This is a genomic window from Dyadobacter endophyticus, assembly GCF_014641595.1.
Classification (GTDB): domain Bacteria; phylum Bacteroidota; class Bacteroidia; order Cytophagales; family Spirosomataceae; genus Dyadobacter; species Dyadobacter endophyticus.
The window spans coordinates 1-15,153 of record NZ_BMIA01000007.1; the positions used below are offsets into that span (position 1 = coordinate 1).

The 15,153-nt window shown below is 47.9% G+C and carries 14 protein-coding genes and 1 tRNA gene; 10 read left to right on the plus strand and 5 right to left on the minus strand.

Annotated elements, in window-relative coordinates:
• Together IEY24_RS30270 and IEY24_RS30275 are read left to right on the plus strand one after the other, a co-directional pair.
• The coding region (locus IEY24_RS30270) for an oligosaccharide flippase family protein (protein WP_188939043.1) at positions 1-1,131 on the plus strand (1,131 nt) is incomplete at its 5' end.
• Positions 1,132-1,145: 14 nt separating this feature from the next.
• Positions 1,146-2,324: a glycosyltransferase family 4 protein gene (locus IEY24_RS30275; protein ID WP_188939044.1), complete on the plus strand. Its 1,179-nt coding sequence runs from the start codon at positions 1,146-1,148 to the stop codon at positions 2,322-2,324.
• 126 nt (positions 2,325-2,450) lie between these two features.
• On the opposite strand, the gene IEY24_RS30280 is transcribed toward IEY24_RS30275, so the two are convergent.
• Positions 2,451-2,523, minus strand: a tRNA-Phe gene (locus IEY24_RS30280).
• 236 nt (positions 2,524-2,759) lie between these two features.
• On the opposite strand from IEY24_RS30280, the gene IEY24_RS30285 reads away from it, so the two are divergent.
• The 4 genes from IEY24_RS30285 (at position 2,760) to IEY24_RS30300 (ending at position 6,049) form a co-directional block, all read left to right on the plus strand.
• Entirely contained in the window at positions 2,760-4,118 is a 1,359-nt protein-coding gene (locus IEY24_RS30285) for a 4Fe-4S dicluster domain-containing protein (RefSeq protein ID WP_188939045.1), read from the plus strand.
• A 12-nt stretch (positions 4,119-4,130) separates the two neighbouring features.
• Positions 4,131-4,928, plus strand: coding sequence for a (Fe-S)-binding protein (locus IEY24_RS30290; RefSeq protein ID WP_188939046.1), 798 nt, complete (start codon positions 4,131-4,133; stop codon positions 4,926-4,928).
• Positions 4,929-5,018: 90 nt separating this feature from the next.
• Positions 5,019-5,519 (plus strand): hypothetical protein, encoded by a 501-nt coding sequence (locus IEY24_RS30295; RefSeq protein ID WP_188939047.1) that lies wholly within the window; start codon positions 5,019-5,021, stop codon positions 5,517-5,519.
• Between the two features lie 47 nt (positions 5,520-5,566).
• The gene (locus IEY24_RS30300) at positions 5,567-6,049 is read left to right on the plus strand and encodes a gliding motility lipoprotein GldH (RefSeq protein WP_188939048.1); all 483 of its coding nucleotides are present in this window, start codon (positions 5,567-5,569) and stop codon (positions 6,047-6,049) included.
• Between the two features lie 9 nt (positions 6,050-6,058).
• On the opposite strand, the gene IEY24_RS30305 is transcribed toward IEY24_RS30300, so the two are convergent.
• The gene (locus tag IEY24_RS30305; protein ID WP_229223362.1) at positions 6,059-7,276 is read right to left on the minus strand and encodes an AI-2E family transporter; all 1,218 of its coding nucleotides are present in this window, start codon (positions 7,274-7,276) and stop codon (positions 6,059-6,061) included.
• Here IEY24_RS30305 and IEY24_RS30310 point away from each other — a divergent pair.
• Both IEY24_RS30310 and IEY24_RS30315 read left to right on the plus strand, forming a co-directional pair.
• The gene (locus IEY24_RS30310; RefSeq protein ID WP_188939049.1) at positions 7,275-8,084 is read left to right on the plus strand and encodes an esterase-like activity of phytase family protein; all 810 of its coding nucleotides are present in this window, start codon (positions 7,275-7,277) and stop codon (positions 8,082-8,084) included. The two genes, IEY24_RS30305 and IEY24_RS30310, sit on opposite strands and share 2 nt — an antisense overlap.
• A gap of 87 nt (positions 8,085-8,171) precedes the next feature.
• Positions 8,172-8,882, plus strand: coding sequence for a response regulator transcription factor (locus IEY24_RS30315; protein ID WP_188939050.1), 711 nt, complete (start codon positions 8,172-8,174; stop codon positions 8,880-8,882).
• Positions 8,883-8,885: 3 nt separating this feature from the next.
• On the opposite strand, the gene IEY24_RS30320 is transcribed toward IEY24_RS30315, so the two are convergent.
• The gene (locus IEY24_RS30320) at positions 8,886-11,381 is read right to left on the minus strand and encodes an AsmA-like C-terminal region-containing protein (RefSeq protein WP_188939051.1); all 2,496 of its coding nucleotides are present in this window, start codon (positions 11,379-11,381) and stop codon (positions 8,886-8,888) included.
• Between the two features lie 212 nt (positions 11,382-11,593).
• On the opposite strand from IEY24_RS30320, the gene lysS reads away from it, so the two are divergent.
• The gene (gene lysS, locus IEY24_RS30325; protein WP_188939052.1) at positions 11,594-13,309 is read left to right on the plus strand and encodes a lysine--tRNA ligase; all 1,716 of its coding nucleotides are present in this window, start codon (positions 11,594-11,596) and stop codon (positions 13,307-13,309) included.
• A 63-nt stretch (positions 13,310-13,372) separates the two neighbouring features.
• Here lysS and IEY24_RS30330 read toward each other — a convergent pair whose 3' ends face one another.
• Entirely contained in the window at positions 13,373-13,567 is a 195-nt protein-coding gene (locus IEY24_RS30330; protein WP_188939053.1) for a cold-shock protein, read from the minus strand.
• A gap of 352 nt (positions 13,568-13,919) precedes the next feature.
• Between IEY24_RS30330 and IEY24_RS30335 the strand changes: the two genes are divergently transcribed.
• Positions 13,920-14,141 carry a PspC domain-containing protein gene (locus tag IEY24_RS30335; RefSeq protein WP_106594006.1) on the plus strand — a complete coding sequence of 74 codons (222 nt, stop codon included), beginning with the start codon at positions 13,920-13,922 and terminating at the stop codon, positions 14,139-14,141.
• Here IEY24_RS30335 and IEY24_RS30340 read toward each other — a convergent pair.
• A complete protein-coding gene (locus tag IEY24_RS30340) occupies positions 14,122-15,150 on the minus strand; it encodes a glycosyltransferase family 2 protein (protein ID WP_188939054.1) in 1,029 nt (342 codons plus the stop codon). The two genes, IEY24_RS30335 and IEY24_RS30340, sit on opposite strands and share 20 nt — an antisense overlap.
• Between the last annotated feature and the right edge of the window lie 3 nt (positions 15,151-15,153).

Genomic DNA, 15,153 nt, shown 5'->3' on the forward strand with positions numbered 1-15,153 from the left:
AATGACGTGTACATCCCGATCGGGCAGTTGCTGGCCATTCATGTCTTTTTCAGTTCCCTCAGCGTAGTCCCGAAGAATATACTGATCAAGTCGCAGCTGTTCAAGAAAATAGCTATTATCGATGTTTGCACAGCCCTCACGGCCGGGCTTTTGGCGGTGTTACTGGCCTCGCAGCATTACAGCTACTTTGCCATCGTGTGGAGATCGATATTTGTGAGCTCGGTCACCTTTACCATCTATTTCCTGATCTCCGGCCTAAAATTTAAAAAAGGTTTATCGCTGGCGCCGGCACGGCGGGTTGCGAAATACTCGTCGTTCCAGTTTGGATTCAATTTCATCAATTACTTCTCAAGAAACCTCGACAACATCCTGATCGGCAAATTCATGGGCAATGCTCAGCTTGGCGTGTACAACCAGGCGTACCAGCTGATGATGTACCCGATCTCCAACCTGACCTTCGTGATAACCCCCGTGCTGCACCCCATTCTGGCCAAATACCAGCACGACAAAGCCTTTATTTACAAAGAATATGTAAATGTGGTCAACATCCTCGCTGTTCTGGGCGTGCCGATATCTGTTTTTGTATTTTTTTCCTCCGAAGAAATCGTCCAGATCATGCTCGGAAGCAAATGGGCTGCCGTTGTACCAATACTGAAAATAATGAGCCTGTCCGTATGGATACAAATGGTGCTTTCCAGCAGCGGTTCTGTTTTCCAGGCCTCGGGAAGGACCGACCTGCTTTTTCTTTCGGGGGCATTGTCGGCCGTGTTCACCATTTCCGCTATTCTGGTAGGGGTTTTTTATTATCAATCCATGCAGGCAACGGCCTGGCTGCTGGTGAGTGCGTTTTCATTTAATTTCTTCCAGGGATTCTACACCCTTATTGTGCACGCATTAAAACAGTCCCCGCGCATTTTTTTCAAAGCAATTCTCTCCAAAGCACCCATGGCGCTAGCCATGATCGTTACACTGGTCGCCAAAAACCAGTTTATCAGATTAATGCATTTCGATCTCCCCCTCATCCCATCAATCCTCCTCAACATCATGATTTGCCTTGTGTTTTTCATTCTATTCCAACACGCCCTTGTGTCAACATTCGTAAGAAAGTTTGTGCCGCAGAGGGTTACTTAACGTTCCCCTGAATTATGATCACTAAAAAACCCCGAATTTTAACTTTTACGCATTATGGTGAATTGTACGGTGCAAACCGGTCCCTGCTAACCCTTTTGATCGCCCTGCGCGACAAAATCGACTGGTGGGTGATCTGTAAAGAGGAAAGCGCGTTTTCACGGGAATTGCGACGGCAAAACATCCGGTACAGCATTGTCCCATTCACCAATGACGTTTACATGCAAAAAAAGCGGTTTCAATGGTTCAACAGCATCAAACGCACGGTGTACAACATTGCTATCGGCCTTTACACGGCGTTCATCGCAAGAAAGCACGGCGTTGATTTGATTTACACCAACTCATCCGTCATTTTCATCGGCGCGGTAACATCCTTCTTCTCCCGAAGAAAGCACATCTGGCACATCCGCGAATTTGTTTATGACGACTACAAACTCACATACCTGCTGGGGGAAAGGGCATTCCGTTTTTGGGCCGAACAGGCCAGCGCTATTATCTGCATTTCTAAAAGTATTCAAAAGCGCCGGGTACTTTCCAAAGACATCAACACTAACTCTGTTATCATTTACAATGGGCTTGTAGGCGATAAGAGCAAAGCGATAGTCAGGCCGAGCCCTGTGAAACCTACCGTTCTGGGTATTGTCGGGGTTATTGATCCTGCCAAAAATCAGCTTGCGGCCATCAAGGCGATCCACGAACTTGTGAAACGCGGAAAGTTTGTCGTATTGAATATCGTCGGCAGCGTTAGCTCACAGGCTTATTTCGAAACCCTGAAAACCTACATTTCGGAACATGGTTTGAACGAGTACGTCAATTTTACCGGATTCTGTAAAGATGTGAGTGCTATCTTCAAATCGATCGATATCACATTGATGTGCTCTCCGCACGAGGCATTTGGAAGGGTAACCGTAGAAAGTATGATGCACGGGGTACCGGTAGTGGCTTACAAATCAGCGGGCACGGCCGAAATTATTGACCACGAGATTACCGGATTATTATATCATGACGAGAAAAATGCCCTCACTACGCAGTTAACACGACTAATGACAGACGACGACCTGTATAAAAAAATCTCCTCAAGAGCGTCAAAAGTAGCCCGCGAAAATTTTACCATTAAAAGCTACGCCGACCAGTTCGCCCAGTTGGTTTATGGCCTCACCAAGCCAGGCGACCGCAAAGCTATCTTCGCTTTCTAACATCGGCTCAGCCGTTTCGAAATCCCGGCTGTATCCGAAACGTTGAACCCATTCAACATTTCGGATACAGCCGGGAAAACAAAAACGCCTTGACAGTTTGACTGTCAAGGCGTAGTGCATTTTGAGTGGTGATGGACGGAATCGAACCGCCGACACATAGATTTTCAGTCTATTGCTCTACCGACTGAGCTACATCACCGATTCAGTTGGTACCTTTTGGGACTGCAAAAATAGATGTCTCTCTTGGGTTTACAAGCGTTCAAGCAAAATATTTTTTAAAATGTTTATAAAAATGTTTCATCTGAGCGCTATCCAGTTGACTTTCTTTAACTTACAAAAAAGACATTTTATTTAATACCAAATCCATTTGCGCCGAAATACATTTTTATCATACCTTGTTAGTATGCAAGCATACCAAACTAGCCCCATTTCGCTATGGCGATCATACAGCAAATCATCTTTATAGCCGCCCTCGCAGCGGTGGCTTGGCTGATCTACCGGCGCGTCGGCATTATCGGAAAGACGATCCGGCTCGGGAAGGATGAGGACCGGACCGACCAGTCCGCCCGACGACTGTCGATTATGATGCGCGTCGCATTCGGGCAGAAAAAGATGTTCGATCGCCTGCTGATCGGTTTCCTGCATTTCGCAGTATATGCCGGGTTTATATTGATCAATATCGAAATACTGGAAATCATTCTGGACGGTGTTTTAGGCACGCACAGGGTGTTTGCCGGCCCGCTGGGTTTCTTTTATCGTCTTCTGATCGGCTTTTTCGAGTTGCTGGCATTGGGTGTGCTCATTTCCTGCTCGATTTTCCTTATCCGCCGCAGCATTCTGAAAGTTGAGCGTTTCCAACCGGCGCGTCATCGTGAAATGAACGGCTGGCCGCAGCTCGACGGTAAGTTAATCCTCGTCTTTGAGATCGTACTAATGATCGCAATCCTCAGCATGAACGCCGCCGATAGCGCATTGCAGGACCTTGGATCCGCGCATTATCCACTCGCAGGCGACTTCCTGATCAGCCAGTGGCTGAAACCGCTTTTTGCGGGATGGAGCGAGGGCGCATTGATCGCCTATGAACGCGTCGCGTGGTGGATTCATATCCTGGGGATATTCGTTTTTTCTGTGTATCTCACCTATTCGAAGCATTTGCATATTGCATTAGCATTCCCCAATACCTATTTCTCCCGCTTGGAACTCAAAGGAGAAATGAAGAATATGCCCGAGATTACCCAAGAGGTGAAAATCATGCTGGGGCTGGAAACACAGGCGGGTGATGCCTCGGTCCCCGAGCGGTTCGGTGCAAAGGATGTGGCAGATTTGAGTTGGAAAAATCTGATGGACGCCTATTCGTGTACAGAATGCGGTCGCTGCACAGCGGCATGTCCGGCGAATTTGACGGGCAAAAAGCTTTCGCCTCGGAAGATCATGATGGACACGCGCGATCGCCTCGAAGAAGTCGGCCGCAATATGTTGGCTAACAAGGGCGAATTTGTGAATGATAACAAAAGTCTGCTCGGTGACTATATCCTGGAAGAGGAAATACTCGCGTGTACCACGTGCAATGCATGCGTGCAGGAATGTCCGGTGCTCATCAATCCGCTCGACATTATCCTGCAATTACGCAGGCACAAGGTCATGGATGAGGCGCAAGCGCCGGGTTCGTGGAATATGATGTTCCAGAACCTGGATACCAACCAGGCGCCGTGGAAGTTTTCACCGAGCGATCGTTTCAACTGGGCTTCCGCAGTGACGGATAGCGGCCCGGAAAGCAATTCAACAGCGTCATAAAGCATTATAAATATGAGTGAGATCGCATACCGGGTGCCTACAATGGCCGAAATGGCGGCAAATAACGAGACGCCCGAAGTTTTGTTCTGGGTAGGCTGCGCCGGCTCGTTCGACGATCGCTACAAAAAGGTGACGGTCGCTTTTGTGAAAATACTTAATAGCGCCGGGGTGAAATTCGCGGTGCTTGGTACCGAAGAAAGCTGCACCGGCGATCCGGCGCGACGGGCGGGAAACGAGTTTACGTTCCAAATGCTGGCGATGTCGAATATCCAGGTTTTGGATATGTACAATGTAAAGAAGATCGTCACGGCGTGCCCGCATTGTTTCAATACACTTAAAAATGAATACCCGGCACTGGGCGGAAATTACGAGGTCCTGCACCATTCGGAATACCTTCAGCAACTGATCGATGCGGGTCGCGTGCGCTTGGAGAGTGGCGAATCATTTAAAGGGAAAAAAATAACTTTCCACGATTCGTGCTACCTCGGCCGCGCGAACGATGTGTACGAAGCACCGCGGCATATACTGGAAGCGCTGGATGCGGATCTGGTCGAAATGAAACGCTCTCGTACGAAGGGGCTTTGCTGCGGCGCAGGCGGTGGGCAAATGTTCAAGGAGCCTGAACCAGGAAAAAAAGATGTGAATATCGAGCGAATCGAGGATGCATTGCAGACCGGCGCCGATACGATTGCCGTGGCTTGCCCGTTTTGTATGGTAATGATGACCGACGGTGTCAAGAACAAGGAAAAAGAACAGTCGGTGAAAGTATACGACCTTGCCGAACTTATCGCACAGGCAAAAGATTTGTAGCCGGAAGTTACGAGAACTATGCCGTTAGCACGGTTGTTTTAAAATAGCAATACAGTAAACCGTTTGACCGGCATTTAACCCTTTTTAATCATGTACATCCCTTTTAGTGATATCGATTTTCAATCCCGGGTCTGGGTTTATCAGGCCGATAGGGAGCTGACACCCCAGGAAACGGGAATTATCACCGAAACGCTGAAAGCTTCTCTCGACACCTGGGAAGCGCACGGCAAACCACTCACCGCATCCGGGAAAATATTCGAACACCGCTTCGTCGTGATCGCCGTCGACGAACGCGACGAGCTGCCAAGTGGTTGCTCGATCGACAAATCAGTGCATTGGTTGCAGGAAATCGGGCAACGGATGAACATCGATTTCTTCGATCGCTCGCTCGCTTATCTCGATGACCATGGCCACGTGCAGACTATCCCGGTACCGAAAATCAAGCAGGCGATCATTCAGGAAACGATCCAGCCAACGACCACGGTCTTCGATAACCAGGTTGGCACGAAGGCACAATGGATGAACGGCTGGAAGATCTCCGCGTCCAATTCGTGGCTGAACCGTTATTTTACGGAACAAACCAGTTTATAGAGAGCGAGAAACAGGTACTTTTGCAATTCAACATATCAGAGTCTTTCATGAAGTTCTTCCGGCTGGCTGTCGTCGTCTTTTTTGTGTCCCTTTTATCAGGTTGTGATGAAAACGTCGTCTACAAGGCCCATGAGGACATTGATGACGGGCTCTGGTATATTAAAAACAGGCCTTCGTTCAAGGTTGAGATCACCGATACGACCCAGACTTATAACCTGTACTATTTGCTGAGGAACGCACTGCAGTATCCTTACCATAACCTTTATATTACCCGTAACTTCACCGGGCCCGACGGAAAGGTCATTTCCAATACATTGGAAGAGGTTTTCATTTCAAATGAAGTCACTGGCAAGCCTTACGGCCACGGCCTGGGCGATTTGTTCGACCATAAAATCCCTTTCCTGAAAAACTACCGGTTTCCGCGTTCGGGAACCTACACATTTACAATTTCACAATCCATGCGCCAGAACCCGCTTCCATTTATCATCAGCGCAGGCATTAGCGTAGAAAAAATCCCGGTAAAAAAATAACGAAACGGCTTATACAGCCGGCGGCGCGGGAGGAACTTCACCCTCCGGCTTCTTCCTCGGCCTGTTGCGGTTTCGGCGATAGGGCTTTTTCTTGAATTCCTTTACAACGGTCTGCTCTCTGGCCATGTCGGCTTTTTCTTCCGCTACCTCATGCACGGGCTCTCCCAAAAGGAACCCGTAAGGTTCGAGGCTCGGGATCGTGTCCATGATCACTTTAAGAATTGCCGTAACAGGTAGCGCGAGGATCAAACCGGAAAGCCCCCAGAGCTGGCCTCCGAGAAACAACGCAATAATAGCAGCCAGCGGGTTCACACTCACCTTAGAGCCTACAATGTGTGGTGTAATGAGATTTCCTTCGAGGAACTGCACGAAACTCATAACCCCTATTACTCCCACCGCATACCAGGGCGAATCCATGGTTACTATGGCCAGTAACGCCGGTAATATCGAACCGATGAGGATTCCGATGTAAGGTATCAATATCAGGAAGCCGGCCAGGAACCCGAAAAATATCGCATGCGGAACGCCCAGGATCAGCAAACCAACGCTGTTCAGTACGCCCACGATCAGGATCACGAGGAACAGGCCCGAGAGATAGCTCTGGATTACTTCATAGATTTTTTTCAGCAGCAGATTCAATTCCTCATTTGGCACGCTACGGACTGCCTTGTGCACAAACATCCTGAAAAAATCGCGGTAGAGGAGAAAAAAGAATATGTACAGCGGGATCAGCACAAAGGTTGAAATCGCACCGGTTGTCGTCACTAGCGTGTTGAGCAGCACAGCACGGCCTTCGCTCAACGCATTGATCAGGTACTTTTTAGCTTCGCTCACCTGCTGGGTCCGGCTGATATTCAGGTAACGTTCCCCCATCGTGAGCGTCTGGTCGAGTATTGCCTCGGCTTTTTCGGTTATGCGTGGAAGCTCTTCCGCAAAACTGCCGATTTGGACGGAAACGACGTAAACAAGGACCACAATTACCGTAAACAGTGCGAGAATGCTTAACAGAATAGCTCCTATCCGCGGAACCCTGCGTACTTCGAGCCATGCGCAGACCGGGTGCAGCAGGATGGCCAGCAATATCGAAAATGCAAGCGGGATAATCGTTTCCCTAAGTATGTAGAGGATGTATACCGTCGCAATGAGCGCTACCAGCGAACTGGCGAGCTTCAGGTACACGGGGGTTTCTCTATCTTTGTTTGGAAGAGGACGCAACGTTGAATTCATGAACAAGTTGATATATCTGTGGTTAGCGGTCAAAACGGTGTTCTGTACCTGCCAGCCGGATCACAGAACGAATCATTTCAAGAAAGTTAATGCGCATTACAAAAATAGCAAAATAGGAAAGCTTCCCGCGGTAGCGTCGGAAAGTTCGGGATTGGCCAAAGGGCCACAGCCCGGTACATTCTGGACGCATAATGACAGCGGCGGCAAACCCGAACTCTACCTTTTCGACCTTGACGGTAAATTACTGGATACAAAAGCCGTTCCCAATGCGAAAAACACCGATTGGGAGGATCTCGCTCAGGACGGGGAAGGCAACATTTACATCGGAGACTTTGGTAATAACACCTCTCAACGCAGCACTTTCGATATTTACCGCTTCAATCCGGAAAGTAACAGCTCCGAGCATATTACTTTCCACTACCAGGCCGCAGCGCCCGACTGCGAGGCCTTTTTTTATCACCGGGGAAGTTTGTATCTTTTTTCGAAAAACTGGGGCAAGAACAAATGGGTGAAACTGTATCGTCTGCCCGCCGAACAGGGCGACCACACCATCGCCGCCTCGGATAGCATTCGCATCGACGCCCAGGTCACCTCAGCGGCTATCGGCCCGGACGGTAAAACATTCGCGCTGCTGACTTATGGGAAGGTGTTGCTATTTGAAACAGCCGGTGACAACATCGATTTCAGCAAGCCAAAGGGATGTTTTCGCTTTTCAAGGAAACAAACCGAGGCTATTGAATTTTTGAACAATACCGATATGCTGATAACCAACGAACAGGGCGGCTTCTATCGAACTACTTTTCGATGATGTTATGTTTGTGTTAACAATAGATTTCCTCATGTAATGTGAACATCACATCCACTAATTTCGAATCGCGTTTTAATCAACAAAACAATGAGCACTGCCAAATCTGCAAACTCGGCCCCGAAAGTACTGGTAGTTGACGACGATTCCGACATAGTTGAACTTCTCGAATATAATTTAACCAAGGAAGGCTATTCGGTATTAACGGCTTCCAACGGAAGGAAGGCCATCGACATTGCCAAGGCATTTGTACCCGACCTGATCCTCCTCGACATTATGATGCCGCAGCTCGATGGTATCGAAACCGGAAGGATCCTCCGCCAGAACCCCGATATCAGGAATACCTACATCCTCTTTCTCACTGCCCGTTCGGAAGAATATTCGGAAGTAGCGGCGTTCGAAGTAGGTGCCGACGATTATATCACGAAGCCCATCAAGCCGCGTGCATTGATGAGCCGCATTAATGCACTGTTCCGCCGTGAAGCCCAAAAAGCCGAGTCGGGCGATACTATTGAAATCCTTGACCTGTCGATCAACAGGAAGAACTATACGGTAACCCAGGGCGGGGAGAAGTCGACTGTTCTGCCTAAAAAGGAATTTGAATTGCTGTTTTTCCTCGCGCAAACACCTAATAAGGTTTTCAGCCGCGACGAACTGCTGCAAAAGATCTGGGGTGCAGACATTTACGTACTCGAGAGAACCGTCGACGTTCACATCCGCAAATTGCGGGAGAAGCTTGGTGACAGCTACATCAAGACTTTGAAAGGAGTGGGCTACATGTTCAGTAACGAGCGGGAGTAACCGTTACCGCTCTACGCCTTCCAGCTTTTTGACCTCAGATTCCTCGTCTTTCGACTTGTCCTTCTTCTTTCTGCGGAAGGCAAGTTTGATATTGACCTCTCCGTTTTCATCGATGGCCCGGAGGAATATTTTGGAGCCATCTTTCTTTTCGGGATTATTGGGATCTAAAACGTAGGTCGAATCACGTTTTTTGAGGTTGCTGAGGGGAATTTGAATGTTGATATCGGTTTTGTTCCCAAAGCTGTAAATACCGTCGATGTAGAGTGTGAGCACATTTGATTCAACTTCCATCGGCGCTATTTCCACCTCCTGCCCGCTAAGCCTGAAATCATTCCGGATGGGGGCGAATTTGACACGCTCGAAGTTCCGCTTTTTGAAAATGAGCTTCTTCATCTTCATGAAAGGCTCGAAGTTAATAATGTACGCATTCGTCAGGTCGATCCTCAGCAAGCCTTTCATACTCGAAGGCACCAGCTTCACACTATTATTCAGGGTTGATTCAAAGCTGAAATCGGTGTTCAGGATACCTTTCAGGTTCTCGTGTGTAAGTGTTTTTTGTCCAAAATCGTCGAAGGAGTAAAAAACGGAATGAACATCCGCGTTCGCTATCTTTCCGCGGACAGCCATGCGTGGCATTTTACCGGCATTGTCCATCTCTCCCGAAATTCGCACCTGACCTTTGCCAAAAGCTTTCAACTGAAAATATTCGATGCTTACCGCATTGTTGCTGATCGTAAACTGACCTTTCACATCCCGACCCGTAAAATGCCGATACGTTACTTTTTTGGCATCCAGTTTCGCGACGATCTCCAATTTGTCGATCGCATTGTCGAGCAAATCCGAAAGTTTCAGCGAGTTTTTGGGTTTCGACCTGGTGGTACCCCTTGCCGCGAGCAGCGTTTCGAGCCAGTTCAGTTGCCATTCCGGAATGTTAATGTCGACATTGGCGCGCAACGGTTTGGGCGAGCCGAAGAGATAAGGTATCAGGTCGAGCAGCGTTCCACGCACATAGAGCATATTCTGGCCGTCGTGAAACCGGAGATTGGGCAGCACCATCACCTTTTCGTTGAAAGTGAGATCTCCGTTGACTTTGCTGACCCTTACTTTTTGTGGCAGGTAATCCATTGCAATATTTTTGAGCATAACCTTTCCCGTGACCTTACCGTCAAAGTTGTCGTTTTTGGCATTGTAGAACTTCCTCAAATTACCGCTGAAATGGAAGTCGATCTTGGCCGAGCCGTGTTTGAAACGGTAACGAGCGGGATCGAGTAGTGCACCCATATTGGTGGAATCCGCTTCGATACGGCCATCGATATCCGCCCTTGGGTTGCGGAAGTTATTGACAACCAGCTTGAATGCGAATGGTATTGTTTCGAAAAAGCCCGTGATCTTGGGTGCTATCAGCCTCGAATTGAAGACATCGGCCAGTTTTGTCGTATCGGCGCGGTTGGTGAACGTGCCGGAGGCCCTCATTTTGCGTAGCACACCCACCGGAAGATTGTACCGGAATGTATCTGTTTCAAAATGCACATCTACCTGTGGTTTAAGTCCCGGTCGGCCTAGTATTCCGGCTATTTTGACCTGCGTATCCACATTTGTCTGAACGCCGATCGAATCGATCTGTTTTTGCAGCCGGTCGTTCAGCAATGGTAATGCATTCTTAACCGCAATACCTTTTGCATCGAAGTTGAGATGGAATATTTTAATGGTATCCGAAAAGTCGAAAACGCCGTTAATTCCAATCCGATCGTGTGTAGCGCTTTCGAGCGTCGAAGGATAGATTTTCAGCTGCTTTTCATCATCGTCATAACCCAAAACCAAGGCCAGTGAAGTTTCCTGGTTTTTCAGAAAAGTACCTTTATCGACCTTAAACGTCAATCCATTGAATAGCACTGCCCCTGTCAAAGTAGCGTTCGTACTCGAATCTGTTCGTTCGATAATGTTAGTGGCGTCATGAAAGAGCGCACCGTAATACTTCTCTTTGACAGAATCGGAATAGGCCAACGCAAAATTCAGAAAGCGTACATTCCCCAATTTTTCTATGATTTTATCGGGGTCCTTTTTTTCTGACTTATCTTTCTTCTGATCGTCGGATTTGAAAATCGAAGCATTCGAATAACCATCCCGCTGAACGAACATTTTTAGGCCGCCGTCTTCGAGCACCAGGTTTTTTACTTGTATGTCTCCTGAAAAAATACGTTTGAGGTCGAGTGCGACGTGAATTTTCTCCGCTTGAAGAAACGGTTTATGGTGAACGTTGTAGAGCGAGTCGGTCAGCTTTACGTCGTACAACGTAAAATTCAATCCCAATCCGCCATAAAACGGTCGAAACTTAAAATCCCCTATTTCGAGGTTTCCGTTAAGATTTTCATTAATCAGTTCCTGCGCCCTCCTGAATAGCTTTTCCCTGTTTTTATAAACCCAAAGTTCCACAGCTCCGAACAGCAACGCACCGACCAGAGCGACGATACCGATGATTTTTAAGACCTTTTGAAACATGAAACGAAGAGGTTTTAGCGCTATTGATGAAAGAGGAAGAATTCGCTCCGATTTACAATATAAGGAAGACAATAATAGCGTGCCAGAAATAATGTCCCACCGGCAGTTACAGCATCTTACCGGCCGCCATACTCGCTATTCAACGCAAAATGTAGTAGTTTTGCGCACTCTTTTGGAATACCTAGTTCCATTTACCAATCCATTGCTGTAAGATGCTACTGAGCGAACAGGAAATACTGCGCCGTCAAAAACGCGAGGAACTCATGCGAATGGGCATTGAGCCTTATCCTGCGGAAGAATTTGTCGTAAATGCCTACGCGGCCGACATTCTTAAAAACTACGAAAACAATAAGATCGACTATAAACACGTGACAATGGCCGGTCGGCTGATGGGCTTCCGTATTATGGGAAGCGCTGCATTTGCCGAGTTCCAGGATGCCACGGGACGTATGCAGCTGTACTTCCGCCGCGACGATCTTTGTCCCGGCGAAGACAAGACTTTGTATAATACCGTTTTCAAAAAACTGCTCGATATCGGCGATATTATTGCCGTAACGGGTTTTGTTTTCACGACGCAAACCGGTGAAATCTCCGTGCACGTGCAGGAGTTCAAAATACTGAACAAATCGCTTCGCCCGCTGCCGGTTGTGAAACGCGACGAAGACGGGAATGTGCACGACGGCTTCACCGATCCGGAGCTGCGTTACCGCCAGCGGTACGTGGACCTGATCGTGAACCCGGAAGTTCGCGATATATTCATCAAACGGGCACGGATCATCACCACTATGCGCTCCTATTTCGATGCGAATAGCTGGCTGGAGGTTGAAACGCCGGTACTGCAATCCATTCACGGCGGCGCAGCTGCACGTCCGTTCACGACACATCATAATGCGCTCGACCTGGGTCTGTACCTGCGCATCGCGACCGAGCTGCATTTGAAACGCCTCATTGTGGGCGGTTTCGAAGGGGTTTATGAATTCGGGAAGCTGTTCCGCAACGAAGGAATGGACCGTACCCACAATCCCGAATTTACAACCGTGGAGCTTTATGTGGCTTACAAGGATTACCTCTGGATGATGAATATGACCGAGGAAGTGCTCGAAAAAGTGGCGGTGGCCGTTAACGGCACTACCAAAGCGAAATTCGGCGAGGTTGAGCTGGATTTCGCGGGACCTTATCCGAGATTAAGCATTACCGACGCGATCAAGCAATATACCGGCCTGGACGTAGAAACGCTGGACGAAGTAGCGATCCGTGAGCAATGCCGCGCCTGGGGAATGGAAGTGAACGAGAGCATGGGCAAAGGCAAGCTGATCGACGAGATATTCGGGGAAAAAGTAGAATCGAACATCATTCAGCCTACGTTCATTATTGACCACCCGGTTGAAATGTCACCGCTGACGAAGAAACACCGCACGAAAAAAGGGATGGTAGAGCGTTTTGAGCTCTTTGTGAATGGCAGAGAAATCGCAAATGCTTACTCTGAGTTAAACGACCCGATCGAGCAGAAAGAGCGCTTTGAAGATCAGCTGCGCCTGAAAGAAAAGGGTGACGACGAAGCGATGGAGATGGACGACGACTTTATCCGCTCGTTGGAATACGGTATGCCGCCCACCGCGGGTATCGGTATCGGTATCGACCGCCTCACCATGCTTCTGACCAACAATGCGAGCATTCAGGAAGTGATTTTCTTCCCGCAAATGCGCCCCGAAAAGAAAGCGGAGATCGCGAAAGAGTCGGATTACGTAAGCGCTGGCGTACCGGCGGTGTGGGTACCGGCGTTGCAGAAGATGAATATCCTAACGATCGAGCAACTGAAAAGTGCAAATGCGAACAAGATCTTCAATGATTTGGGGGGAATGCGCAAGAAGCTCAAAATAGACGAAAAAATGCCATTGCTAGACGACGTGAAGTCCTGGGTGGAATAGCTTATAAAATAAAAATGCCGCTAGTGAGCGGCATTTTTATTTTCTCTTGCAGAAAAAATACAATTATAACTTTTTTACCTGCACAGCGTTAAGTCCTTTTTTTCCTTCAACGACTTCGTATTCCACTTGGTCATTTTCACGGATAGTAAGTCCTCCCAATCCTGTCACATGGACAAAAATGTCCTTTTTTGTGTCGTCTTCCACGATGAAGCCGTATCCCTTAGCTTCATTGAAAAATTTTACAGTACCTGTTGGCATAATAGTTGAAATAAAAAAATTGAAATAAGGTGAAAATACCGGAGATATGTAGGCGTTTCAGTTAAAAGTCGAAATGGCTCTACCAAATAATTGAGGGAGGCTCAACGCATTAGCAAAAGAAATTTTGGAAATTCTTCCGAAGACATCTTGATTATAATGAACTACTTACAAAATCTTCAATCACAAAGAAACAAAAATTGTTTGTAAAACAATTTATTTGATTAAAGAATTTGAAAATTTAACGAGCAAGCGGTATTTTGCCATTTTGGCTCATTTAAAGCAAATTTCATGCATCAAAATTGCATATTCCAGTGAAAATCGCTAATTATGAGGCAATTATCAAAAAACAGGTATGAACAAGTTTAGGTATTTCGTTGAAAACCAAATATTTGGAGTTTGTGCGGAACTGGGAGAAAAGCTCAATTTCCCGGCTAGCAGCATCCGGAAATACTTCATTTATGCCACTTTCATGACATTCGGCTCGCCCATTATCCTGTATCTTGTGCTTGCGTTCTGGATGGATCTGCACCAGCATTGGCGCCGGCATAACAGCCCTACAATCTGGGAGCTTTAATCGGGTCAATACCTGTAAGCTTGCCGAATTTGTGTTTTCCAAGCACAAAATATTCCCAAACGACACTTCTGTAATAAAGCGGTGCCCTGTACCGGGTCCGTTGCGTCTTCCGTGTTAGTTCCGGGATCATGCCGTAAAAGGCAAAATGCGCCCTGACGATGGCCAATACGTCGGGCCATGCGCCTGTGGCCATAAACCGCACGCTGGAAATACCGTCGAGCACGAGCCTGATCAGCACCGTTTTCCACCGCCGGCCTTTCGGCAGGTTTTTGTAGAGCATGATCAGGTTATTGCGGTAGTTCAGAAATGTCTTTCTCGGGTTGGATTTGTGCAGGGTTCCGCCGCCAACATGGTAGACCGTCGATTTTCCGCAATAGGTAATACGGAAGCGCATATTGAGCAGCCGCCAGCAAAGGTCGATCTCCTCCATATGTGCAAAAAACGACTCGTCGAAACCTGATGCTGCATGGAATGCGGAAGACCGTAGGAACAGGCAGGCGCCCGTGGCCCAAAACACATCCTTTTCATCGTCATACTGGCCCAGATCTTCTTCCCGGGTATCGAAAATACGTCCGCGGCAGAAAGGATAACCCAGGTAATCCATGTATCCGCCAGCCGCGCCCGCGTATTCGAAGTGCGTGGGTAGGTCGTACGCGCGTATTTTGGGCTGACAGGCCGCGATAAGCGGGTCCGATTCCATGAATTCGATCACGGGAGTGATCCAGTTTTCGGTTACTTCAATATCCGAATTAAGTAAAATGTAATAGTCCGCCTGAATGCGTCGCAAGGCATCGTTATAGCCTCCCGCATAACCCTTGTTTTCACTGATTACAAGCGTATTCAGGGTGGGATAATGCGTATTCAGCCAGTCGAGAGACTGATCTGTCGAAGCGTTATCGGCAATCCAGATCGCATGGTTTCCGGAAAACTCGATGACTTTTGGAAGGAATTTTTCGAGATAATGCTGACCGTTATAATTCAGGATTACAATCGCAACAGAGGGAGTCATCGG

What these genes read in the sequence shown, in the direction of transcription:
- IEY24_RS30275 (WP_188939044.1), top strand. Translation starts at nt 1,146, where the DNA reads ATGATCACTAAAAAACCCCGAATTTTAACTTTTACGCATTATGGTGAA.
- IEY24_RS30290 (WP_188939046.1), top strand. Translation starts at nt 4,131, where the DNA reads ATGAGTGAGATCGCATACCGGGTGCCTACAATGGCCGAAATGGCGGCA.
- IEY24_RS30340 (WP_188939054.1), bottom strand. Translation starts at nt 15,150, where the DNA reads ATGACTCCCTCTGTTGCGATTGTAATCCTGAATTATAACGGTCAGCAT.
- IEY24_RS30285 (WP_188939045.1), top strand. Translation starts at nt 2,760, where the DNA reads ATGGCGATCATACAGCAAATCATCTTTATAGCCGCCCTCGCAGCGGTG.
- IEY24_RS30310 (WP_188939049.1), top strand. Translation starts at nt 7,275, where the DNA reads ATGAACAAGTTGATATATCTGTGGTTAGCGGTCAAAACGGTGTTCTGT.
- IEY24_RS30335 (WP_106594006.1), top strand. Translation starts at nt 13,920, where the DNA reads ATGAACAAGTTTAGGTATTTCGTTGAAAACCAAATATTTGGAGTTTGT.
- IEY24_RS30330 (WP_188939053.1), bottom strand. Translation starts at nt 13,567, where the DNA reads ATGCCAACAGGTACTGTAAAATTTTTCAATGAAGCTAAGGGATACGGC.
- IEY24_RS30295 (WP_188939047.1), top strand. Translation starts at nt 5,019, where the DNA reads ATGTACATCCCTTTTAGTGATATCGATTTTCAATCCCGGGTCTGGGTT.
- IEY24_RS30300 (WP_188939048.1), top strand. Translation starts at nt 5,567, where the DNA reads ATGAAGTTCTTCCGGCTGGCTGTCGTCGTCTTTTTTGTGTCCCTTTTA.
- IEY24_RS30315 (WP_188939050.1), top strand. Translation starts at nt 8,172, where the DNA reads ATGAGCACTGCCAAATCTGCAAACTCGGCCCCGAAAGTACTGGTAGTT.
- IEY24_RS30320 (WP_188939051.1), bottom strand. Translation starts at nt 11,381, where the DNA reads ATGTTTCAAAAGGTCTTAAAAATCATCGGTATCGTCGCTCTGGTCGGT.
- IEY24_RS30305 (WP_229223362.1), bottom strand. Translation starts at nt 7,276, where the DNA reads ATGAATTCAACGTTGCGTCCTCTTCCAAACAAAGATAGAGAAACCCCC.
- lysS (WP_188939052.1), top strand. Translation starts at nt 11,594, where the DNA reads ATGCTACTGAGCGAACAGGAAATACTGCGCCGTCAAAAACGCGAGGAA.